This is a genomic window from Methylosinus sp. DMC45, from assembly GCF_056313885.1.
The window spans coordinates 21,169-43,247 of sequence record NZ_JBQUZK010000045.1 but is presented as its reverse complement, the minus strand read 5'-3'; the positions used below and the strand labels follow the sequence as shown (position 1 = coordinate 43,247).

Sequence of the window (22,079 nt, the reverse complement as noted above, 5' to 3'; positions counted from 1 at the left end):
CCCCTGAGGGACGGGCGGGTGAAGCGCCTCACCCGCCGATCTCCTCCCGCTTGATCTCCAATTCCAGCCAGCTCTCCTCGGCGGCGGCGAGCTCTTCCTCCACTTTCGCGAGGAGCTTGCCGGCTTCGGCGAATTTCGCCGGATCGCGGGCATAGAGGCCGGGATCGTCGAGAAATTTCTGCAGCTTCTCCCTCTTGCCGCGCAACTCCTCCATTTTCGCCGGCAGCGTCGTCAGCGCATGCTGCTCGGCGAAGGAGAGGCGCGGCTTGGCGGCGGCTTTCGGCCGCGGCGCGCTCGCCGCTTTCGCCTTCTCCTCGCGCGGGGCGGCGGCGGCGCTGCGCGCCTGCACGCCCTCGCCGCGCTGCGTCACCATGTCGGAATAGCCGCCGGCATATTCGACCCAGCGGCCATTGCCTTCCGACATCAGCACGGAAGTGGCGACGCGATCGAGAAAATCGCGATCATGGCTGACGACGATCAGCGTGCCGGGGTAATCGGCGAGCATCTCCTCCAAGAGATCCAGCGTCTCGAGATCGAGATCATTGGTCGGCTCGTCCAGCACCAGAAGATTGGACGGCAGCGCCAGCGCGCGGGCCAGCAGCAGGCGCCCGCGCTCGCCGCCGGAGAGCCGGCCGATGGGCGTGCGCGCCTGCTCGGTCCCGAACAGGAAGTCCTTCATATAGCCGATGACATGCTTGCGCTGGCCGTTGATCTCGACGAAATCCGAGCCGCCGCCGGTCAGCGCGTCCTTCAATGTCGTCTGCGGATCGAGGCTGGCGCGGCTCTGATCCAGCGTCGCCATCTCGACAGCCGCGCCGAGCCGCACATGGCCGCCGTCCGGCGCCAGCGTCCCCGTCAGCATTTTGATGAGCGTCGTCTTACCCGCGCCATTGGCGCCGACAATGCCCAGCCGGTCGCCGCGCATCACCCGCGTCGAGAAAGTATCGACGATGGTCCGATCGCCGAAAGCCTTGGAAATTCCCCGCGCCTCGACCACCAGCGCGCCGGAGGTCTGCGCCTCGGCGACCTCGAGCTTTATGTCGCCCGTCGGCCCGACATGCCGGCGCCGCCGCGCGCGCATCTCGTGAAGATCGGAGAGGCGCTTCTGATTGCGCTTGCGGCGGCCGGTGACGCCATGCTGCAGCCAATGCTCTTCCGCGACGATCTTGCGGTCGATCTTGTGCTGCTGCTTTTCCTCCTCCTCCAGCTCGCGGTCGCGCCAGGCCTCGAACTCCTTGAAGCCTCGTGACAAATATCGCGTCCGCCCGCGATCGAGCCAGACCGTCGAGCGCGTCAGATCCTGCAGGAAGCGGCGATCATGGCTGATGATCACCATCGCCGAGCGCAGGCCGGCGAGCCGCTCCTCGAGCCAGAGAATCGCCGGCAGATCGAGATGGTTGGTGGGCTCGTCCAGCAGCAGCACGTCCGGCTCCGGCGCGAGGATGCGGGCGAGCGCGGCGCGGCGGCCCTCGCCGCCGGAGAGGCTGCGCGTATTCTCCTCGCCCGTGAGGCCGAGCTCGAGCAGCAGCGCCTTGGCGATATAGGGATCGTCGGTCGGGCCGAGGCCGTCGACCACATAATCCAGCGTGGTCGCGAATTTGGAGAGATCCGGCTCCTGCGGCAGATAGCGCAGGCTCGCGCCCGGCTGCAGGAAACGCGTCCCCGAATCGGCCTCCACCTCGCCGGCGGCGATTCGCAGCAAGGTCGATTTGCCCGAGCCATTGCGGCCGACGAGGCACAGCCGCTCGCCGGGCGAGACGGAGAGATCCGCCGATTCGAAAAGCGGCTTGCCGCCGAGCGTCAGCCCGACATTCTGGAGCGTCAAAAGGGGTGGCGGGGCCATGGGGTCCGATATGTCCGCGCCGGCGGGACGAGGCCGGCCCCGCGTCTTTTATCGCACTCGCCCCATAACGCCAGCCCGCCCGCTCATCGGCATACCGTCGCATTATGAGGAAGTCTGATTAGAAAAGATACCGTGATAGCCCTTCTCTGGCGTTCCGGTTGTTTGCTCGAACACCAGTTGACATATCCACATACCCGGATCAAGAACCACGTGGTGCGGACCAAAATTAAACATTTCAAGCTGAATATTTCCAACAAATCCAGAATGAATAACTGGCGCCGTTACATGAATACTGATTCCAAGACGCGCCAAAGAGCTTTTTCCCTCAACCCGCGCCGCTAATCGAGAGGTTATTGGAATTTCTACTTTTTCTTCCGTCCACGCCAAAACAAAGCCTTGGGCTTTAGCGTATACGATCCGCTCTGCGGTGTTTGCAGCGCAGAGGCAATGGTAGAGTATTTGAAATCCGAACTCCCAGGATGAATTGGAGACGAGCCTCCGAGCGTCGACCACTCTCTGAAATTTTTTGAGAGAGTCAAATCTATTGCCGTCGAAGTGACGGCAATAGATAGGTCTGGTTGTGGGTTTATTTTTATCTGGCCTTCTTTTAGGGCTATTCTAATTTCTCTATCAGTTAAGATCATTCTTCGACTCGCACTTTGGATATCACGCGTGACAAATTTCGCTATTTTTTGCCTCAGATATGTTTATCCAGGCGCGCAGCCGGCCAGACACGGCTTCCCTCGGAAGCTCAACCAAGACTTTGGCATCACTATTTTTTAAAATAGGCCAAACATGAAGAAAGTTACCTTGGACCGACTGGCTATCGACAATTATTTCCTCTCTGCCGTCGACCGTGTTTATTTCAACAACTAGCTCGGAAGGGCCTGGCCCGCTCATTAATTGCACACATTTTACAAACATGCGGCGTCCTCCATGTAGGAACGTATCGAGAAGAATCGTGGCCGTTCCTGGTTCCGTTTTTGAGAAAGGCGGCTCTCGAACGGAATGATTCCGTAACACAAGTGTAATGGAGCGGGCGGCCTCGCATAGAGCCAAATAGCCTCCTGCCCGCCCAATTTGTTAGCATCACACAGGATATCGGCCATTCGGGCGCAACCCAGAGAGGCAGCTGACCATTTCCTCGATCGAGCCTGCATTCTCTCTTTCCCGCCCTTCAGCATAACGTCAGCCCGGCTCAATGGCTCTCCGCCAGAGTCGAGGCCGCGCGCAGGAAGCGCGAGGGGTCGACCGGCTCGCCGTCCACCCGCACCTCATAGTGCAGATGCGGCCCGGTGGAGCGGCCCGTCGAGCCGAGCCGCCCGACCGTCTCGCCCGGCGCCACCTCCTGGCCGACGGAAACGGCAATGGCCGAGAGATGCGCATAGCGCGTGGCGAGGCCGGAGCCATGGTCGATCTCGACCATCTGCCCATAGCCGCCGCTCGGCCCGGCGTTGACGACCACGCCGCCCGCCGTGGCGCGCACGGGCGAGCCGTAATCGTCGCGCAGATCGACGCCCGTATGCAGCGCAGCGCGTCCGAAGAAAGGATCGGTGCGATAGCCGAAGCCGGAGGTGGTCTCCGGCGCGCCGGCGAGCGGCTTGCGCAGCGGCACGCTGGGCAGCGCGCTGCGCAGGCCCTCGAGCGTTGTGGCCGCGGTCTCGGCGGCGCTGAGCTCGCGCTCGAAGAGATCATTGCGCTCGGCCGGCACGAAAGGCCCGCCGGCGAAGCTCTCGGGAGCAGCGCCGGCCTTGGCGCGGCCCTTGGGAAGAAAGCGCTCGACCGGCAGGCCGGCGACATCGAAAGCGCGCCGCAGCTTGGCGGTCGCCGCCCGAATCGGCTCGACCAGCCGGCCGAGGCGCTGGGTCTGCTCGCGCTCGGCATGATCGAGCGAGGCCTCCAAATGCTCGAGGCGCGACTGCATCGGCAGACCGGCCTCGGCCGCGAGCCGGGGCGATTCGGTCTGCGGCGCGAGCTCCGCCGAGGCGCCGCGACGCTCGGCCGCCGGCTTGCCCGAAGAGTTGGCGGGCGCATCATCCTCGCGTCGCAGCCGTAGCTCGAGGCCCTCCGGCTGCGGCTTGTCGAAGCCGGCGAAGGGCTCCGGCCGCTCCTCTTGCGCCGGCGCATAGGCGCTGACGCCAGAAGGCAATCCCACGGGCCCGCCCACAGCCGGCGCGGCGACCGAAGGCGCGCGCCTTTGCGCGGTCACGCCGGCGGGAGCCGCATCCTTGGAGGCGACGCCTTCGACGAGCCGCGCCACCAGCGCCGCCCGCGTCTCCAGCTTGGCTTGGCGGGCGACCAGGGTCTGCACCTTGCTCTCGACATCGCCCTGGGCGAGAAACTGCCGGCTCGTCGCCTGATCGAGCCGCAGCCGCATGGCGGCCAGCCGATCCTCATAGGCGTAGCGCATCTGAGTCTGGCGATCGACCAGCTCGGCGAGCATGTCGTCGCGAAACGCGAGATAGGCGGCCGCGCAAGGCGCGAGCAGCCCCGCCCCGAGCAGAACGAGACCCGCCACGGCGAGCGTCGGGGGCGACAGCTCCAGCCGCCGACGGCGCGAGGCGAGCGTGAATTCGACGACGAAAGGAAGCCGCTTTTGTCGCGGTCTGAGATCATTGGCTTTCGGCATGCGCATGTTCCAGAGGACCGCCCCGGCGCGCGAGCCGCGAGCGCGCGAGGGGAGGTCGGCGGCCTGTTACACCTCATTAAGGTTAACGATCGGCAAATCTGCCGCGGGAGCCTCGAGCGAGGCTGGGCGAAAGGATCGCGTTTCGAGCCTTGATCGCCGAGGCGAACGCGTGCTATTGGGCGCTTCGCCGCGAGCGGGGCAAGTCCCCGCTTTCGCCCCTGGAGAGGTGGCTGAGTGGTTGAAAGCACCGCACTCGAAATGCGGCATACGGGCAACCGTATCGGGGGTTCAAATCCCTCCCTCTCCGCCACTGCCTTACTTTTACTCAGTCTTTACTTATAGATATTAGAAATCAGCCAGTTGCGCGCCGTTCGGTGTTACAGAATGCCTCTCCGCATGGCCTTCCCCTCAGCGAGGTCGAGCGTGTGGGATAGCGCGGGCAGGCTCGCGGCGCGCCTCGGAGTCGAATTGCGGTGCCAAGCGGGGGCGGTGAAGCGACAGGTAGACCGTCTCCCACCATTCGAGGATGCGGTCCTGTGCGGCGCCGACCAGTCGATCAGAGGAAACCTTGTCGCGCCTCGCCTGCTGGTTGACGCGCCGGTGATCTGCCCGGTTGCCCTTCCGATCAGCCGTGGCTATGTCCCGGCAGGCGGAGACAATCAATGACCAAAGTTTTGAAACAACGCGGCTTCTATAGGGACTTTTTCCCGAATGCCGGAGACGAAGCTCATTTCGATTTCCATTCCTGCACGATCCACCTCGAACGCATCAGTCGGACGACACTGGACTACGACCTGAGCACGCAGCGACTCCCCGCTCTCCGCGAGGCGTATTCCATAATGCTGCACGAGATGACGCACTGGGCGGATTTCGTAGGGACTCTGTGGGGCCGCGAATATCTGCGTCGGCTGTTCGAGGTGCGTCGGCTCGTCGAGGCGGGCGGGCCGACTTACGGACCCGCTGAAAAATTTCACTTGTTCGCAGACCTGCACGACCGCACGCGGCGGATCAACATGGGTCGCTTCTACCGGACGCAGCATGAGTCGCGCCCTCACGGGCCGGAGGTCCCATGGCAACTCAAGTTGAGTGCCGGCCAGGAATTCGGGCTTGACGGGAAGCTCGAAGCGAAACGGCCCGTCTTGTTCACACGCCTGTACGACAACTCCGGTTCGTCGCTGGTAGCGCGTCAGCCAATCGTCGTCGGTGCCCTTCTCGAGTGTTGCGCGGTTTGGTCCGAAATCGCGACCTCGCTCGAGTTCGTGCGGAAAATGAGCCCGGAGGAACGGGTCGTAGAGCAGCGCCTATTCGAGGTCGCTACCGGAAAACGCCTCTACGACCCGGATCAAACGCTCTACACCGCCCCCGCGCATATCCTTGCTAACCAAGCGCGGATCAGCGACCCGATTGAAGGCTACCGTTTGGCTTCGGCCCTCGCGAATATCGTCCTGAATCTCGATGAGCGCAATTTCCGCCGGCTGCGGGCCCCTGCCGAATTCAAGACTTGGTCCAATCTATTCGAGGGCTTCCGTCAGAGCCACAACCGCGGCTTCGCCTTCGCAGTCCTGTGTTATCGCGGCGGCGCATTGTCCGGCAGGAGCGACGGAGAATGGATCGATGCCGCTCTCGCGTCTGCGGGCCTAGAGTCCGCCGAGAACATCCTCGCGCGCGCCAGAGCGAAGATGTCATCGGATAGCGTCTCCGATCCAGAGACGCCGATCGGGCGCGCGGAGGCCTATCTCCTCGAACTCGGGGTGCAAATGTTCGACTTGCGCGCCAAAGGAGACGTCAGCCTGACCCCCGGTCGACTGCTCACCGCAAACTTGCCGACGCCGCCGATGTTCGATCTCGAAGGCGAGACAATCCAACTTGCGCCGGCGACCTTCGACACAGCCCGCTTCGACCCGGAGGCAAATTTTTACGCGGCTGCCGGGCTGAGCACGAAGACGGAAGATTTTCTGGCGTCCTGCCGCTGACCCAGAGTTTCGACGCCGTCCGACTCCAGTTCACGACGGCGCAGGCATCGCTCGATGTTGAGGGCGAGAAATCTTCAGGGCTCAAGGTTAATTCTTGCCCCCGATATCAGGAACGGGCTCCGAATGCCGTCGATCGGCGGTCACCCCCTTGCCATTTGATACGGAGTTGTGATTCAGAAGACCCAGTGATGCGGCCTGCACTATGCCGATATTATTGAAGTTAATTAAAGCAGAAGAGAGTCCCTCCCTCTCCGCCAGTTGCTCACAAATCTACTCCTCCACCTTTGTCTAGACCGTTCGTCGAGCTGCCTAGCTCTAGCTTTGCGCTTGCCATGCAGCGGCCTGCGACTACCTTGTCTTTCCGTATCCACTTGGATACGGTCAGTCATGTTCACACTCGTTCGATCTTCGTCGTTCGACGAATGGCTCTCCGGTCTCGTCGATCGAAAGGGCAAGGCCCGCATATTGGCGCGGCTGACGAGCGCCGCGCATGGCAATTTCGGCGATTGCGAGCCTGTCGGGGAAGGCGTGTCGGAGATGCGAATTCACTATGGGCCGGGCTATTTCGTCAGGAGCGGCGCGACCGTCTATGTGCTGCTCTGCGGCGGCGACAAGGGCTCGCAGCGACGCGACATCGAGCGCGCGAAGGAATTGGCGCGGGAGCTGAAGGAGTGACGCAATGACCAAGAATTTCGCCGCCTTCAACGTGTCCGATTATCTCGATAACGAGGAAACGATCGCCGAATATCTGACGGCCGCAGCAGAGGACGAAAACTCCGACGTTCTGCTCGCCGCGCTTTCGGAAGTGGCGAAGGCGCGCGGCATGGCGCAGGTCGCGGCCGCCGCCGGGCTCGGACGCGAAAGTCTCTATAAAGCTCTCGCTCCCGGCTCCCATCCGCGGTTCGAGACGATCAGCGCGGTCTTGCGCGCGCTGAACGTAAAGATCGCGTTGATTCCGACCTCTTCGACGACGCGATGACCAGCGTTGCGCTTTCATTTTTTCGTAAGACGCGAGGCCGGCGGCCCGGCCTCTGAGATTGGAACGCCCATGCTTCATTCGTCGCTCCGCGCGCTCGCCGCCGCTCTTCTCTTCTGCCTCTCTTGCGGCGTCGCGGCGGCGCGCGCGCCGCTGGTGCTGTTCACGGATTTCGGAACGGCGGACGGCGCCGTCGCCGCGATGAAAGGCGTCGCCTATTCCATCTCGCAGGATCTCTTGGTCGCCGATCTCAGCCATGAGGATCCGGGCAGTATTTTCGCCGGCGCCTATCGCCTCTATCAGGCGGAGCCCTATTGGCCGAAAGGCTCCGTGTTCGTCGCCGTCGTCGATCCCGGCGTCGGAACGGGACGGCTGGCCATTGCGCTCGAGACGCTGAGCGGCCGCTTTTTCCTCGCGCCCAACAATGGGCTGCTGACATTGGTCGCCGAGCGCGAGGGCGTGAAGGAAGTGCGCGAGATCGACGAGAGCGTGAACCGCCGGCCCGGCTCCGAGCAATCCCACACATTTCACGGCCGCGATATTTTCGTCTATGCCGGCGCGCGTCTGGCGGCCGGCGCGCAGAGCTTCGAGCAGATCGGCCGCAAGCTGCCGCCGGAAGCGCTGGTCACGATTCCCTATCGCGCGGCGGAACGCAAAGGCGATGCGGTCAGCGGAATCGTTCCCGTGCTCGACGCGCATTTCGGCAATGTATGGTCGAACATTCCGAAAACCCTGTTCGACGAATTGAAGATCTCGCTGGGCGAGCCGGTGCGTCTGCGCATTCGCCATGGCGATCGGCTCGTCGCCGATCTCGCCGCGCCCTATGAGCGCACATTCGGCGACGTTCCGCAGGGGCGCCCGCTTGTCTACGTCAACAGCCTCTTCGACATGGCCGTCGCGCTCAATCTCGGCGATTTCGCCAAGAGCTATGGCGTCGACTCCGGCCCCGATTGGACGATCGAGCTTTCGCGCGCGCCATGACGCCCATCGTCAACAGGCGCAGCCCGCATCGCCGCCAGTGCATGATTGCGCGCCTTCGGTGGCGTAGCCGTCGCGCTTCCACCAGTCGAGGCCGCCGATCAGCTCTTTGACGCGAAACCCCAATCGGGCGAGGTTCAAAGCGCCTTTGGTGGAAGCGTTGCAGCCGACGCCGTCGCAATAGGTCACATAGAGCACATCGCGACGAAGATTCGTCGTCGTCTCCGCGGTCATCGTCCGATGCGGAAAGCCGATAGCGCCGGGAATATGCTCTTTTTCATAGGCCTCGGGCGAACGCGCGTCGATGATGACGACCTCCTCCTCGCACGCGCGAAGGTCCCAGGAGTCGATCTCATATTCGAGCTTCGACGAATAATGCGCGATGCGCGCCGCGTCGATTTTCGGCTCCTCGTCCATTCGTCTCGCCTCGCTGCTTTGGTGACGGCAATACATTTTCAATAACGAGAATTTCATACCCCCGAAGGGGCGGGGCTCTCACCCCGCCCGCTCGATCGCCTGCTCCAGCGAGTCGCCGGCGCCGACCTGCGTGTCGAACAGGCGCCGATAGACGCCGCCCGAAAGGCGCAGCAACTCCTCATGCGAGCCGTCCTCGACGATGCGGCCATGGTCGAACACCAATATGCGGTCGAGCCGCTGCACCGTCGACAGGCGATGCGCGACGACGATCGTCGTGCGTCCCGCCGACAATTGCTCGATCGCCGCGCGAATATGGAATTCGGACAGGGAATCGAGCGAGGAGGTCGCCTCGTCCAGCACCAATATCGGCGTCGCCGCGAGAATGGCGCGCGCGATCGCCACACGCTGGCGCTCGCCGCCCGAGAGCTTCACGCCGCGCTCGCCCACCAGAGTCTCATAAGCGTCGGGCAGACGCTCGATGAACATATCCGCATGGGCGAGACGCGCCGCTTCCGCGACCTCGTATTGCGCGGCGTCCGGCCGGCCATAGGCGATATTCTCGCCGAGCGGCCGGTGGAACAGGATCGGCTCCTGCGCGACGATGCCGATCGCCTCCCGCAGCGAGGCCTGAGTCGCGAAGGCGATGTCCTGGCCGTCGATGAGAATTCGGCCCGCATCGAGATCGAACTGGCGCTGCAGCAGCTTGACGAAGGTCGTCTTGCCGGCGCCAGAGGCGCCGACGAGGCCGACCCGCTGGCCCGGACGGATCGTCAGCGAGAAATTCTCATAGAGCTTCCTGCGCGCATTCGGATAGCCGAAGGTCACATTGTCGAAGACGATCTCGCCGCGCGTCACCGCCAGCGGCGTCGCGCCCGGCGCATCGACCACATCGGGCTCCTGCGCGTCGAACTCGACCACATCCTCCATCTCGTTGACGGCGCGCTGCAGATTGCGCACGTGCTCGCCAATGTCGCGCAAATAGCCGTTGATGAGCCCCTGTATGCCGATGAGGCTCACCACATCGCCCGTCGACATGCCGCCCTGCGACCACAGCATCAGCCCGCAGCCGAGCAGAGTCGCCTGCATGGCGATCATCACCACGGCCTGCAGCAGGCCGACCGTCGTGCCGCGATACCAGGAGATCAGCGTGCGCTTGCGCCATTCGGTCACGAGCGCGGTGAAGCTCGCATCCTCGCGTTTCTCGGCGGCGAAGCCTTTGACGATCTGATTGCCGGTGATCGAATCGGCGAGCCGCGCGCTCACGGCGGAATCGAGCGCCTGCGACACTTGCGCCGCAGGGCTGATCCAGCCGAGCGAGAGGCCGATTCCCATCGCCAGAAACAGCGATATGCCGATCGCCACGACGAGGCCGAGCAGCGGCCAGCGCCAGGACAGGAGGCAGGTGATCGCCACGATCACCGTCGCCGCCGGCAACATGCCGAAGATCAGCGTGTCGCTGAGCGAATCGAAGGCCCAGACGCCGCGCGTGATCTTGCGCACCGTCGCGCCGGCGAAGGCGTTGGCGTGCCAATCGGCCGAGAAGCGCTGCACGCGCGCAAAAGCGTCGCGCACCAGCGCCGCCATGGCGTGAGCGGCGACATGGCAGACGGAGAAGGCGACGAAATTGCGCAGGCAATGAAACAGCAGCACCGTGCCGAGAAACACGGCGAGCGCTGCAAGCGCCGGCGCGAGCTCGCGGCTCTCGCCGGCGACGACATCGGCGAGATGGCCGGAGGCCACCGGAACGAAGACGTCGACGACATTGGAGACGAGGCGAGCGACGAGCATCGCCGCGAGCAGGCGCGGCGAGAGAAGCCAATAGCGGAGCGCGAAGCGCAGCGTGGTCAAATAGGCGGACATGAATCCTGCGGGACGCGAGACGTCCCGATCCCTTTTTTCGTGAATGGGCGCGAGGCGACGCGAGACGAAGCTGCGTCGCGGCTGTTTCCGGGAATGTCTTTCGTGAGAAGATCGTCAGAGCCGACAGGATCGGCAGAGCGACATGCGCGAGAGAGCAGCCCGGTATTTTGGAACCGGGCTCACTGCCTGAACTCTCTAGGCGCGGCCCGGGGAACGATAGGACATGACGAATTTCATCATGGCGACTCCCCCGATAGAGATGACGAGCGTCGCCGATGCGACGCGCCATATTGCAGTGCAATATGGCGAGCTTCATGCGCCCAAAGCGCCGCTCTGTCAACCGCGCCGCCACCGCTCTGCGCATCAGAGCGTAGGACGATAATCCTCCGCGCCCCAATGCAGCAAATGGCGCGCGCGCTCCGGCCCCTGCGCCTCGCTGGCCAATCCATAATGCAAAGCGAGCCGCTCGAGCGCGATTTTCAGCACCACTTTGGCGGAGCGCTGCGGCCAGCCGCGCTCGCTCTCGACGAGCTCGAGGCCTTTCAAATAGCCGCAGACATCGGTGAGCAATCCGCCGAGCTCCGGCCCCACTGCATCGAAGGCGAGAGAGAGTCGCCGGCGCGCGTCGATCGCCACATCGGCGATAGCGGCGCCCGCGCCGCCGCCGCGCGCGGAGCCGATCGCCGCCTCCCAATCGGCGGTGACGCGCTGGAGAATGGCGGCCTGCGTCACATCGCGGCGGAAGCGCTCGCCGGCCTCGATCTGCTCCGGCGCGAGAAAGGGTCGGCCGTCGCGATTCTTGCGGCGCGCGAGCCAGGCGAGCGGGCTCTCGCCCTCATTGACCAGCGTCGGGCGCGCGCCCTGCTCCACGACGCGCGGCGCGAGCGCGCTGTGCTGCGCAAAAAAGGGATTGGCCTCGGCCGGCGCCGCGAGCCGCCTCAGATGAGCGCGCCCCTCATCTGTCAGACGCAGACGGCGCGCCTCGCCGGCGCCGTCCCAGCGCGCCAAGCCGCGCGCAGCGGCGCTATCGGCGACGCTCGCGGGAAGGCGCGCCCGCGCGACCGTGACGCCCTTGCGCGGAGCCGCGACGATGATCGACCGCACGCCGAGCGGATCGGCCATCGCCTGCGCGCCGGGCTCATTCATCGCCTCCAGCAGACGGCGCAGCGCACGCGCCTCGGTCTCGTCTCTCTGTCGTTGAACGCCACTCATGAATCGTCTCCGGTTGGATGTGAGCTGACGGAAAAGGCGATCGTCTCGATGAGGCGCCGCTGTGCGCGCAGCGCCTGTTCCAGCGCGGCCACGGCGCGATCGAAATTCTCTTCGTCGCGGCGGTCCTCCACCCGCGCGCAGGCGTGGCGAATGCTGGCGCGATCACGCGCGAAAGCGCGCGCGCAGGCGGAAAGGCTCGCGCCGAAAGCGACATGATCGAGATAGACCGCGAGATGGCGCGCACCGGCGACATTGGCGCGCCCGCGGCTCGCGCTGCGCAGAGCATCGGGCGGAACGCCACAGGCGGCCGCGGCGGCGGCGACGCAGAGCGCCGATGACAGAAAATGATCGCTTCGTCGGGGAGCCATTCGTCTCGCCTGTGCAAGCGCCGCGGCCCCTCGGCCGGCGACGTCTCCGACGCTATCATGAATTTAATCCTATACAACGGATAAAAAACTTATCCCCATCGCCCGCTCCTCGCCCATGCTCCGGCGCGGGAGGACTCCTCATGCGCAATCCGTCGTCATCCGATCGCCTGCGCGCCGCCGCGCGAAAAACTCTGCAGAGCGCGCTGCGCGCAAAAGTCGAGGCCTATCGACGCGACGAATTTCTGCGCTCGTTTCATCGCCTGTCGCGCAGCGTCATCGCCGCCGAGACGCCGCAGGCCGCCGCCGCCGTGCTGAAGGAGCTGGAGCGCGCGCTACGGGCCGAGCGCGCCCGCGCCGGACATTGGAGCTATGATCTCTCGCGCCATATCGCGCTTCTCGTGGCGCATCGCGCCGAGCGGGCGCGCGCGCTGCGGCTCGCCCGCACGGCTCATAGAAGCGCTCGCGACCGCGTGTGATCCCGGACCGGGGCGGCGCCCTTTGTCGGCCGCCGGGATTGAGCTAGAAAAGCCTTTCCATTGGTATTTGCGTTCGAATCTCCATTCCCCGAGCGGGCATATCGAAAGACCGACCATGTTCTTGGAAAGGCTGCTCGCTCTGGCGACGGGCGCGATCGTCGCGCTCTGTCTCGGTCTCGGGCTGGTGATGATGGCGCTCGGCCCCGGCCGCAAGCTCGCCGAGCCGGCCCATATCGCCGAGCCGGCGCGTCTCGCCGAGCCCCCTCTCGCCGAGGCCGACCCAGCGCCGCTCGCCGAAGCCGCGACGGAGCCCGCGCCCGCGCCGGCGGACCCGCGTCCTTCCGCCCGCGCCCGCATAGAACAGGCGATCGCCGCCACGGAGGAATACAGATCGTTCTTTCAGCGCATGCGCCAGGCTTTTCCGACCGATTACGCCGCCGCGATCGAGACATTCGCGCAGGAGCCCGGCGTCGGCGCCGAGACGGCGAGCGTCGATTTCTATCTCGCCGAATCGGTGCGCCGGCTGCGCCAGGCGCGCGGCGTGCTCGCCGCCAAAGCGGAGCCGCTGGTCCTCGCCCGCGTCTTCGATCTGCAGCTCGATGTGCTGCGCGCCATCTCCGCCGAGAACAAGAAGCTCTGCGCGGCCTTTCTCTATGGCGGCGTCGATCAGGATTTCCACAGCTTCGCTGCACGGCGGCGCGCGCTGGTCGCGGAAATGGCGGTGGTCGGCCTCGAGGCCATCGCCAGCGGCCAGGCCAAGCAGCTCGAGCGCTCGGCGCCGAGCGAGGAGGATTTCCGCGCTCTGGAAAAGGCGCTGGCCGCGCGCGGCCTGCGCAAGCCGGAGATCGACTCGCTGCTGGACGGCAAGACTCCCGACCCGCCCTTCGACGACAAGAAGACCTGCGCCCTCGGCCAGACCTATCTCGAGGCGCTGCGCGCTCTGCCCGAGCCGATCCGCCTGCGCATCTACGGCCTCGCCGTGGAGCTGATGGCGCGCTCCTGACCGTCGTCTTCGCGCTCGACGGCCTCGCAGACCGCCGGGCGCCGCCACGCCCCATAGCGCCAGGGCGCGAGCGAATGCGCCGCCGCCGGCGCCAGCGGAACCGGATCATAGCCATCGCCCCCGCCCGGCCGGCAACGGCACAGACGCGCAAAGCCCATCCAGCCCCCGGCCCACAGGCCATGGCGACGGATCGCCTCATCCGCATATTCCGAACAGCTCGGCAAATAGCGACACTCGCGCCCGATGAAGGCCGAGAGGCTGAGCCGATAAACGAGGATGAGCGCGCGAGCGGCTCGCGCCGGCAGCGATCCGAGCATGGGCCACCCTAGCACGGCATGGGTCGCGGGGCAGAATCTTCGCGAGCGACAATTCCCCGGACGACGGCTTGACACTTTTGACGGGCGTCGACTATATCCGCCGACGCTCGTCCGAAAGGACGCGGGGCGGAGTAGCTCAGTCGGCTAGAGCAGAGGAATCATAATCCTTGTGTCGGGGGTTCGAATCCCTCCTCCGCTACCACGAACCGAATTTAGCCTGTAATTTCATATAGTTGGCGATTTAACAGGCCGCCGATTGCGCGCCGTGCCGCTACGAAGCCGCTACCCCGGTGAGCTGTCACCCCGGCGCGACATCCATGGATCACTCGGCGTTTTCGCCGACCTCGTCGGTCCAGACACGAAAATACTCCAGCTTATTGGGACCAAAGGTCGTGGCCATCGCCACATCCGCCGCGTCGCGTCCGCGCGCCAGCAGAACGCGCCCGATCCTCGGCGTGTTATTTCTAGGATCGAATGTTTGTAAGCGTTGTTTTCAGGCCAGGTCTTTCGGCGCAACCGGCGGCACGTACGCCCATGGCATAAGTTCGTCGAGTTTGCTCGCGAGATGGCCGTCGATGATCTTCGTGAGAACGCCGGCCATGTATGCCTGCGGATCGACGCCATTGAGCTTGCATGTCTCGATGAGCGAGGCGACGATCGCCCAGTTCTCGGCCCCGCCGTCCGAGCCGGCGAAGAGAGCGTTTTTGCGATTGAGAGCGATCGGCCGGATCGCGCGCTCGACGACATTGGAGTCGATTTCGACGCGTCCGTCGTCGATGAAGCGCGTCAAGCCGTCCCAACGCGAGAGCGCGTAGCGGATGGCCTCGGCCAGCTTGGTCTTCTGGCTGATCAGCGCGAGCTTTTCTCGCAGCCAGGGCTCGAGCGCGTCGAGCATGGGTCGAGATTTTTCCTGTCGCGCATCGCGGCGCTGGTCGGCGCTTCGCCCGCGGATTTGCTTTCGACCGCGTGGAGCGCGCCGATACGTTCGAGCGCCTCGCTGGCGATTGACGCTGGGCCGGCGGCGGCGAGTTCGTAAAAGCGCCTGCGGACATGCGCCCAACAGAAGGCGAGAGCCACGCTGTTCTTCTGCGCCAGCGCACGATAGCCAGCGTAGCCATCGACCTGCACGACGCCGGCGAAGCCGGCAAGATGGCTGAGCGGCTGCTCGGATTTGCGGTTTTGCGCATAGACGTAGACGGCGATCGGCGGATCCGAGCCGCACCATGGCCGATCGTCTCTCGCATAAGCCCAAAGCTGACCGTTCTTGGTGCGTCCGCGCCCGGGGTCGAGCACCGGCGCCCTCGTTTCGTCGGCAAAGATTTTCGTCGACGATCTGATGTGTTCCAGAAGGCGCTCATGCACGGGCCGCAAATGCCAGGCGGCGCGGCCGACCCAGTCGGCGAGCGTCGAGCGATCTAGCGCGATCCCCTGCCGGGCCTAGATTTGCGCCTGACGATAGAGCGGCAGATGGTCTGCATATTTGGAGACCAGCACATGGGCGACGGTCGCCTCGGTCGGCAGACCGCCTTCGATCAGCCGCGCTGGGGCCGGCGCCTGCACGACGGCGCCCTCGCAGGCGCGGCAGGCGTATTTGGGACGCCGCATCACCAGAACACGGAACTGCGCCGGCACAATATCGAGCCGCTCGGAAACGTCTTCGCCAATCGAATGCAGCGCGCCCTTGCAGCACGGGCAGCTTTTGTCGTCGATATCGACGACGATCTCGATGCGCGGCAGATGCGCTGGCAAGGCCCCGCGGTTCGTGCGGCGCTTTCTGGCCGCCCTCTCACGGTCCGGCGCAGAGCCGGCTTCCGCTTCCGCCGCCGCGCCAGCCTCTGCCTGCTCGACCTCTTCGAGCGCGAGCAGCATCTGGTCTTCGGGAAGCGTCTCGGCGCTCCGCCCGAAGCGGTGTCGTTGCATCTCCTTGATGATCTGAACGAGGCGCTCGTTGCGCGCGCGTTCGGCGAGAAGCATCGCCTTCAGCTCGTTCGGATCGTCGGGAAGCTTTTCGACTGCCTGCGCCATGCCCGCAGGAGATCATATTTTCCCGCGCTTTTCGATCATCTTCGACGCACTGATTCACTGTGTCGCGGCTTATCCGAGCGTCGCCGGCGCCGGCGTCTCTTTCGCCGCGCGCACGCGCCGCCAGTCGAGCCCTTCTAGCAGCGCCGAAAATTGCGCCGCCGACAAGCGCATCACGCCGTCCTCGATCTTCGGCCAACGGAACTCGCCATCTTCGAGACGCTTGGTGAACAGACACACGCCCGCGCCGTCCCAGAAAACCAGCTTGATGCGGTCGGCGCGCTTGGCCCGGAAAACGTAAATCGCGCCGTCGAAGGGATCTGCCTTCATCGTCTCACGGACCAACGCTGCCAGACCTTCCGCGCCTTTGCGGAAGTCGACAGGCTTCGTCGCCACCATCACCCGCACCGCGCCGGTCGGGCCGATCATTTGGCGGCTCTCAACGCACGGATCACCGCAGTGATGGTCTTCGCTTGCGCGCCGCGTCCGACCCGAACCGTGACGCCATCGACTTCGAGTTCGATCGGCGGCGCCGAATCGAGTTCCTGGCGCGCGGCGCGTCGTTTGCGCTTCGCCGGCGGCGCGGGCGCAGGTCCTTGCATGACTGCGGGGACGAACAATGGCGCGACTGCGTCCTCGCGAGCCTCGGCCTCTTTGCGCGTCTGACGACGCCACGTAAAAAGCTGCGGCGGCGTCAGACCATGCCGCCGCGCCACTTCACAAACGCTCGCGCCCTCCGCGAAGCTCTCAGCGACAATCGCCGCCTTCTGATCCACGCCCCACGTCCGCCGACGCCCTGCGCCCGTGAAGACCTCGATCCGCCGCGTCGGAGCCGCCTCCGGCTCCGACATATGTTTACGCTCTGAAATCGACATGTGTCGGAGCCCCTATCGCTCCAATTATCGTCACTTCAACTCGCTCAAAACAGGTGGGACCAGAACACCGCTTACGAATGTTTGCCAGGCGCCGCCGATGTATGCGTCGAACCAGGCCGCGAAATCCCCCGGCGGATAGGGAGGCGGCGTGCCCACGTCCGCGAGATAGCCGGTGCAGTAGCGCGCCGGAATGTTCAGCGCGCGGCAAAATCCGATGGCCAGATGCGCGTAATCGCGGCAGACGCCGCGACGCTCTTCATAGGCCTCGCACGCCGTCCGCGTCGCCCGCGCGTGCTCGTACCCGAAGCAGATATGGTCATGCACGAAATCGCAGATCGCCTGCACTCGGCCCCATCCGGGCGTCGCGGCGCCGAACAGCGTCCAAGAGAGCTCTAGAAGTCGGTCGCTCTCACAGAAGCGACTTGGCGACAGAAAGACAAGCGCTTCCTCCGGCAAGCTTTCCACCGGCGATTGGTAAGCTCCCGAAGCGACGCTGTCTGGCAAGCCAGAGTCCCGTATCAGGGCGTTGGTCGAAATGAGCGTGCGGCCTAGCCCCAGAACGACGCGGCGGCACCAATTGCCGAAGCTGTCGCGATATCCATAGATCGGAGCAGCAGGGGTGATCGAGATATGATCGGGACGAGAGAGATCGGAAACGCGTGTGAAATGCACGTTCAGAATCAAGATCGCCGGCGTCGGCTGCGGGACGTCGTATCGAAGCTCATAGCCGATACGAAGCTTCATAGCCGTCGCTCCAGCTTTCTCGGGTCGGTCTCACAATTTTTCGAATGCGATATAGCGCTCACGTCCAGCGTGGCTGCGGTCGAGCGTCAGTCCGCTCGCCTTCTTTCGTCGCTGCTCTTGCTTTGCTCGGCCTCGTCCTTTCGGTCGCTTTGGCGCTCCACCTCGACGTTCAGCCGCTGGTAGACGCCAAGTCCGAGCACGATGAGAACGGCCGTCACGAGCAGAGCGGTTGGATAGAGCATTTGCGCCACGTCCTGCTTGCTCACCTGAAATACGATGACCAGGCCTTCGATGAACACGGCGATGACGATCGTCGAGATGAACTTCGCGAGGCTGCGCCGCGCCTCGGAAGCAGTGAGCGTCCCAGGGCGACGTATGACTTCTTCTTCCACGAAATATTTGGCGACGTCGAAGACCGCTATCGCAATGACGACATAGCCGATCGCAGTAAGAAGCGCATTGCCGCCCTCATGCCAAGACGTCTTCAGCTCGGCGATCAGCTCGAGCGCGCCATATGCGACGAGCGCCAACGCCAGCAGCATCAAGATCGCGCTCACGATCCCGAAAGTCACCCGTGACAGGAGCGCCATCACCCGGTCAGTCCCCCTATCAGCCTATTTGATCGTAACCGCGATTTTGAGCGTCGCCGTAACTATCATCGGCATAATATGAATAGCCGAGCCCTGCGACGATGGCCGCCGAGCCAGTCCTGACGGTTATAGCAGATACAGTCCAAATAATCCTGAAAAAACCACCGCGCGGAGCAGAAATCGAACGCCTCACGATCACACACGGCTTTCCTTGCTCCGATTGGACGCGTGGTCATCGGGAGCCGGAAAGGCGGCGGCGAACGATGAGCGCGCTCCGCGATGACGAATGGAATGCGCCGTCGGGCCATCCTCGGGCGAAATAAATCGTTCGGTTCTCGATAAAGCGGACGTCGGCATGACCATGTCATAGATCAGCGTGACATCTAGCGCCCCGAAGCCCATTGTAAAGAGAAGCGCGAAAGGGCCGCAATGAAATCGGACACATCGTTCCCAATCGTAGGCGTCGGCGCTTCCGCGGGCGGCATCCAAGCGCTGGAGAGCCTGTTCCGCGCCATGCCGGCAAATCCGGGCATGAGCTTCGTTATCATCATGCATTTGGCTCCGGATCGGAAAAGCCTTCTCACGGACATTTTGGCGCGCCATGCCAAAATGAGCGTCGAGGTCGCTCGCGACGGACAGCGCCTCGAAAAGGACAGGATCTATGTCATTCCGCCGGCCGCGGTCTTGACGATCGCCTCGGGACGGCTTCGCCTGATCGAGACGGACCCCGCCCATCACGAGCGATCGCCGATCGACGTATTCTTCAGCGCGCTCGCTCGCGACCGCGGAGAATCGGCCGTCGGGGTTGTCCTGTCCGGAAGCGGTAGCGACGGCGTTCTCGGCATCAAGGCGATCAAGGAGCGCGGCGGCGTCACCATGGCGCAAGCGAGCGACGGGTCGGGTCCGGGATTTGGGGGCATGCCGGGAAGCGCCATCGCCAGCGGACTGATCGACTTTGCGATTCCGGTCGATGCGATGGCGGAAAAGCTCATCGCGATCATGCGCGATCTCGAGGAACCGGACGACATCGCGTCGGACCGGGGAATGACCGACGACGACAGCGTCACTCTCGACGCGCGCCAAGCCATCTATTCGATCCTGCGCGATTCTGCGGGGCATGATTTCAGCGGCTACAAGACGAAGACATTCATGCGCCGGGTCCGTCGGCGCATGCATATCCAACAATGCGAGAAGATCGCCGATTATGTGGAGCGCCTGCGTGAGGCTCCCGAAGAGGCGACGGCGCTCTTTCGTGATCTCCTGATCAATGTGACCAGCTTTTTTCGCGATTCGGACGCATTCGACGCGTTCCGAGAAAGCGCCGTCCCGCGGTTGTTCGAAGGGAAAGGAACGGCCGACACAGTGCGTATATGGGTTCCGGGTTGTTCCACGGGAGAAGAAGTCTATTCGATCGCGATCATTCTTCGCGAGCATATGGACGGATTGAGAATCGCCCCACGCGTGACGATTTTCGCGACGGATATCGATGACGCGGCGCTGACGATCGCGCGCGCCGCTCGCTATCCTGCGGCGCTGATGGATAGCGTCTCGGAGCAGAGACGCAGACGCTTTTTTACTGCCGAGTCCGGCAGCTGCGTTGTCGTCAAGGCGGTTCGCGATCTCTGCGTCTTCTCTCCGCACAGCATTTTGCGCGATCCGCCTTTCTCGCACATGGACCTCGTCTCCTGTCGCAATCTGCTCATCTATCTCGGCGCAGATGTGCAGAGGGAGGTGATTCCGATCTTTCACTACTCCCTCCGCGCAGGCGGGATTCTCTTCCTCGGAATGTCGGAGAGCATAGGCCAATTCTCCGACCTCTTCACACCGATCGACAAGAAGCATTGCCTGTTCGAGGCGCGCGATCCCGGCCGGCGGGTGCGCATGCCGCATTTCTTGGCCGGCTTGCATGCTCTCTCCTTTCCCACCCCTACATCCGGCAAGACCAGCGCCGGTTCCGCATCACAACTGCGGCGCTCAGTGGAAGCGCGCATCGCCGAAGGATTCGCGCCTCCCCATGTCGTCGTGAACGAGGACGGCGACATTGTTCATTTTTCTGCCCGAACGGGCAAATATCTCGAAGCCGCGCCCGGAGCGCCCGATCGTCAGATATTCGCGATGGCGCGCAAAGGACTGCGCCTCGATTTGCGTAGCGTGCTGCGCGAGGCGATCGAGACGCGCAGGACAGCGACGCGTCCGAATGTGAAGGTCGACTCCGATGGAGACCGCACGGAGCTCGTCTCGCTGACGGCGGAGCCTCTGCCGGACCGCGAGGGCGGCAAGTCGCTGTTCCTGATCTTATTCCAGGCGAGAGAACCATCGACGGCGGAGACGATGTCTCCGTCTCCGAGCGAACACGCGCCGGCAGGTGACGCGGCGCGGCTCGAAAGCGAATTATACGACACCCGCGAGCGGCTGCAGGCGACGATAGAGGAATATGAGACGGCGCTCGAGGAATTGAAATCGGCGAATGAAGAGCTGATCTCGATGAACGAGGAGACGCAGTCGACCAATGAGGAGCTCGAATCCTCGAAGGAAGAGCTGCAGTCGCTCAATGAGGAGATGAGAACCGTCAATCATGAGCTGGAGAGCAAGATCGACGAGCTGGACCGGGCCAACAGCGATCTGAGGAACGTGTTCGCGAGCACCCGCATCGCGACGATCTTCATGGATCGCAATCTCGTTATCCGTAGCTTCACGCCAGCGGCGTCTCAAATCTTCAATATCATCCCTTCGGACGCCGGGCGACCGCTCACCGACCTCGCGACAAAGCTCGACTACCCCGAATTGACAGCCGACCTTCTCGAGGTCATGGAAAGCGGGACCTCGATCGAGCGGCGCGTGCACAAGAACGACGTCGATGCCCCCTATTATCTCGCCCGCCTCACCCCTTATCGCGGCGCCTCCCAGCAAATCGACGGAGTCGTGGCGACCTTCATCGATGTGACCAGCACGACGCGGTCGGAAGAAAAGGTGCAGAAGCTGCAAGCCGACCGTCTGAACTCGATGAAGGAAATGGGCACTGGCCTCGCCCACGAGATCAACCAGCCGCTATCGGCGGCCGCGACCTATCTCCATGCGGCGCAACGTTCGTTGAAAATGCCGTCGGAGCGGCGCCCCGCCAGCGTCGAAAGCATTTTGGGGAGCGCTGTCGAGCAGGTGATGTGGGCCGCACAGGTCGTCGATCATTTGCGAGAATTCGTCTCCCGCGACGAGCCGAAGAAAACCTTCTCGAACGTGAACAAGCTGATCGAGGAGGCTTATGAGCTCACCCTCCCGACCGCGAAGCAGTCCGGGGTCCGAGGAACATTTCATTTGAATGCAAAGGACGATCGCGCGCTCGTGGACGAGGTCCAGATCAAGCAGGTCCTGATCAATCTGATGCGGAATGCGATCGATGCAATGAGCGCTTCGGGTAAGCGGGAGTTGACGATATCGACCTCCGCGGTCGAGGAAGACATAATTCGTATCGATGTCGCCGACACCGGTCCCGGAGTGCCGGAGACGGTCAAAGCAAAGCTTTTCGAGCCTTTCGTCACGACGAAGACGCAGGGGATAGGCGTCGGACTGTCGATCTCCCGCAACATCGTCGAAGCGCATTACGGAAAGATATGGGCCGAAGCCAATCCGGAAGGTGGAGCAATCTTCAGCTTCACGCTGCCTCTGGCGAAGATGGATGTGGGTTCAGTCGACGAGGCTCGAGGCCCGACATAGCCATGAGAAGCCTACTCACTGCAATCGACGCCTTTCAATGTCAGCCCTATCGAGGCTGCGCGCTCAAGCGCAGCAATGGAGACAA

The 22,079-nt window shown here is 63.7% G+C and carries 19 protein-coding genes, 2 tRNA genes and 2 pseudogenes; 9 read left to right on the top strand and 14 right to left on the bottom strand.

Features of this window, described 5'->3' with window-relative positions; translation table 11 throughout:
• Window positions 1-28: 28 nt before the first annotated feature.
• From ACT53T_RS13130 to ACT53T_RS13120, 3 genes are all read right to left on the bottom strand, one after another.
• Complete coding sequence (locus ACT53T_RS13130) at window positions 29-1,843, bottom strand: ABC-F family ATP-binding cassette domain-containing protein (protein ID WP_476161543.1); 1,815 nt, start codon at window positions 1,841-1,843, stop codon at window positions 29-31.
• Between the two features lie 102 nt (window positions 1,844-1,945).
• The gene (gene dcd / locus ACT53T_RS13125) at window positions 1,946-2,356 is read right to left on the bottom strand and encodes a dCTP deaminase (protein ID WP_476161542.1); all 411 of its coding nucleotides are present in this window, start codon (window positions 2,354-2,356) and stop codon (window positions 1,946-1,948) included.
• A gap of 685 nt (window positions 2,357-3,041) precedes the next feature.
• Window positions 3,042-4,472, bottom strand: coding sequence for a M23 family metallopeptidase (locus ACT53T_RS13120; protein ID WP_476161541.1), 1,431 nt, complete (start codon window positions 4,470-4,472; stop codon window positions 3,042-3,044).
• Window positions 4,473-4,692: 220 nt separating this feature from the next.
• Between ACT53T_RS13120 and ACT53T_RS13115 the strand changes: the two genes are divergently transcribed.
• The 5 genes from ACT53T_RS13115 (at window position 4,693) to ACT53T_RS13095 (ending at window position 8,402) form a co-directional block, all read left to right on the top strand.
• A tRNA-Ser gene (locus ACT53T_RS13115) sits at window positions 4,693-4,782 on the top strand.
• A gap of 352 nt (window positions 4,783-5,134) precedes the next feature.
• Complete coding sequence (locus ACT53T_RS13110; protein WP_476161540.1) at window positions 5,135-6,445, top strand: hypothetical protein; 1,311 nt, start codon at window positions 5,135-5,137, stop codon at window positions 6,443-6,445.
• A gap of 387 nt (window positions 6,446-6,832) precedes the next feature.
• Entirely contained in the window at window positions 6,833-7,120 is a 288-nt protein-coding gene (locus ACT53T_RS13105) for a type II toxin-antitoxin system RelE/ParE family toxin (protein ID WP_476161539.1), read from the top strand.
• 4 nt (window positions 7,121-7,124) lie between these two features.
• Window positions 7,125-7,424: an addiction module antidote protein gene (locus ACT53T_RS13100; protein ID WP_161912095.1), complete on the top strand. Its 300-nt coding sequence runs from the start codon at window positions 7,125-7,127 to the stop codon at window positions 7,422-7,424.
• Window positions 7,425-7,493: 69 nt separating this feature from the next.
• Window positions 7,494-8,402, top strand: a complete 909-nt coding sequence (locus tag ACT53T_RS13095; RefSeq protein WP_476161538.1) for an SAM hydrolase/SAM-dependent halogenase family protein — start codon at window positions 7,494-7,496, stop codon at window positions 8,400-8,402.
• A 9-nt stretch (window positions 8,403-8,411) separates the two neighbouring features.
• On the opposite strand, the gene ACT53T_RS13090 is transcribed toward ACT53T_RS13095, so the two are convergent.
• From ACT53T_RS13090 to ACT53T_RS13075, 4 genes are all read right to left on the bottom strand, one after another.
• The gene (locus ACT53T_RS13090; protein ID WP_476161537.1) at window positions 8,412-8,816 is read right to left on the bottom strand and encodes a rhodanese-like domain-containing protein; all 405 of its coding nucleotides are present in this window, start codon (window positions 8,814-8,816) and stop codon (window positions 8,412-8,414) included.
• Window positions 8,817-8,894: 78 nt separating this feature from the next.
• Window positions 8,895-10,676, bottom strand: a complete 1,782-nt coding sequence (locus ACT53T_RS13085) for an ABC transporter ATP-binding protein (protein ID WP_476161536.1) — start codon at window positions 10,674-10,676, stop codon at window positions 8,895-8,897.
• Window positions 10,677-11,039: 363 nt separating this feature from the next.
• Entirely contained in the window at window positions 11,040-11,888 is an 849-nt protein-coding gene (locus ACT53T_RS13080; RefSeq protein ID WP_476161535.1) for a DUF6456 domain-containing protein, read from the bottom strand.
• Window positions 11,885-12,256, bottom strand: a complete 372-nt coding sequence (locus tag ACT53T_RS13075) for a helix-turn-helix domain-containing protein (RefSeq protein ID WP_476161534.1) — start codon at window positions 12,254-12,256, stop codon at window positions 11,885-11,887. Before ACT53T_RS13075 ends, ACT53T_RS13080 begins: the two co-directional genes overlap by 4 nt.
• A 140-nt stretch (window positions 12,257-12,396) precedes the next feature.
• Between ACT53T_RS13075 and ACT53T_RS13070 the strand changes: the two genes are divergently transcribed.
• Entirely contained in the window at window positions 12,397-12,732 is a 336-nt protein-coding gene (locus ACT53T_RS13070) for a DUF6477 family protein (protein WP_476161533.1), read from the top strand.
• 115 nt (window positions 12,733-12,847) lie between these two features.
• On the top strand, window positions 12,848-13,735 hold the full coding sequence (locus ACT53T_RS13065) for a hypothetical protein (RefSeq protein ID WP_476161532.1): 888 nt from the start codon (window positions 12,848-12,850) through the stop codon (window positions 13,733-13,735).
• Here the strand turns inward: ACT53T_RS13065 and yidD are convergent.
• Window positions 13,699-14,052: a membrane protein insertion efficiency factor YidD gene (gene yidD / locus ACT53T_RS13060; RefSeq protein ID WP_476161531.1), complete on the bottom strand. Its 354-nt coding sequence runs from the start codon at window positions 14,050-14,052 to the stop codon at window positions 13,699-13,701. The two genes, ACT53T_RS13065 and yidD, sit on opposite strands and share 37 nt — an antisense overlap.
• Window positions 14,053-14,177: 125 nt before the next feature.
• Here yidD and ACT53T_RS13055 point away from each other — a divergent pair.
• Window positions 14,178-14,254, top strand: a tRNA-Met gene (locus ACT53T_RS13055).
• A 120-nt stretch (window positions 14,255-14,374) separates the two neighbouring features.
• On the opposite strand, the pseudogene ACT53T_RS13050 reads toward ACT53T_RS13055, so the two are convergent.
• The 6 genes and pseudogenes from ACT53T_RS13050 to ACT53T_RS13025 form a co-directional block, all read right to left on the bottom strand.
• Window positions 14,375-14,527 (bottom strand): annotated as a pseudogene (locus ACT53T_RS13050) (transglutaminase family protein); the annotation flags it as partial.
• An 18-nt stretch (window positions 14,528-14,545) separates the two neighbouring features.
• Window positions 14,546-16,077, bottom strand: a pseudogene (gene tnpC / locus ACT53T_RS13045) (IS66 family transposase).
• Window positions 16,078-16,146: 69 nt separating this feature from the next.
• Window positions 16,147-16,503, bottom strand: a complete 357-nt coding sequence (tnpB, locus tag ACT53T_RS13040; protein ID WP_476161530.1) for an IS66 family insertion sequence element accessory protein TnpB — start codon at window positions 16,501-16,503, stop codon at window positions 16,147-16,149.
• Window positions 16,500-16,925: an IS66-like element accessory protein TnpA gene (tnpA, locus tag ACT53T_RS13035; RefSeq protein WP_476161529.1), complete on the bottom strand. Its 426-nt coding sequence runs from the start codon at window positions 16,923-16,925 to the stop codon at window positions 16,500-16,502. Before tnpA ends, tnpB begins: the two co-directional genes overlap by 4 nt.
• A gap of 54 nt (window positions 16,926-16,979) precedes the next feature.
• Window positions 16,980-17,633, bottom strand: a complete 654-nt coding sequence (locus ACT53T_RS13030) for a transglutaminase-like domain-containing protein (protein ID WP_476161528.1) — start codon at window positions 17,631-17,633, stop codon at window positions 16,980-16,982.
• Window positions 17,634-17,779: 146 nt separating this feature from the next.
• The gene (locus tag ACT53T_RS13025) at window positions 17,780-18,283 is read right to left on the bottom strand and encodes a GNAT family acetyltransferase (protein WP_476161527.1); all 504 of its coding nucleotides are present in this window, start codon (window positions 18,281-18,283) and stop codon (window positions 17,780-17,782) included.
• A 429-nt stretch (window positions 18,284-18,712) separates the two neighbouring features.
• On the opposite strand from ACT53T_RS13025, the gene ACT53T_RS13020 reads away from it, so the two are divergent.
• Window positions 18,713-21,994, top strand: a complete 3,282-nt coding sequence (locus tag ACT53T_RS13020) for a chemotaxis protein CheB (RefSeq protein WP_476161526.1) — start codon at window positions 18,713-18,715, stop codon at window positions 21,992-21,994.
• The last annotated feature ends 85 nt before the right edge of the window (window positions 21,995-22,079 follow it).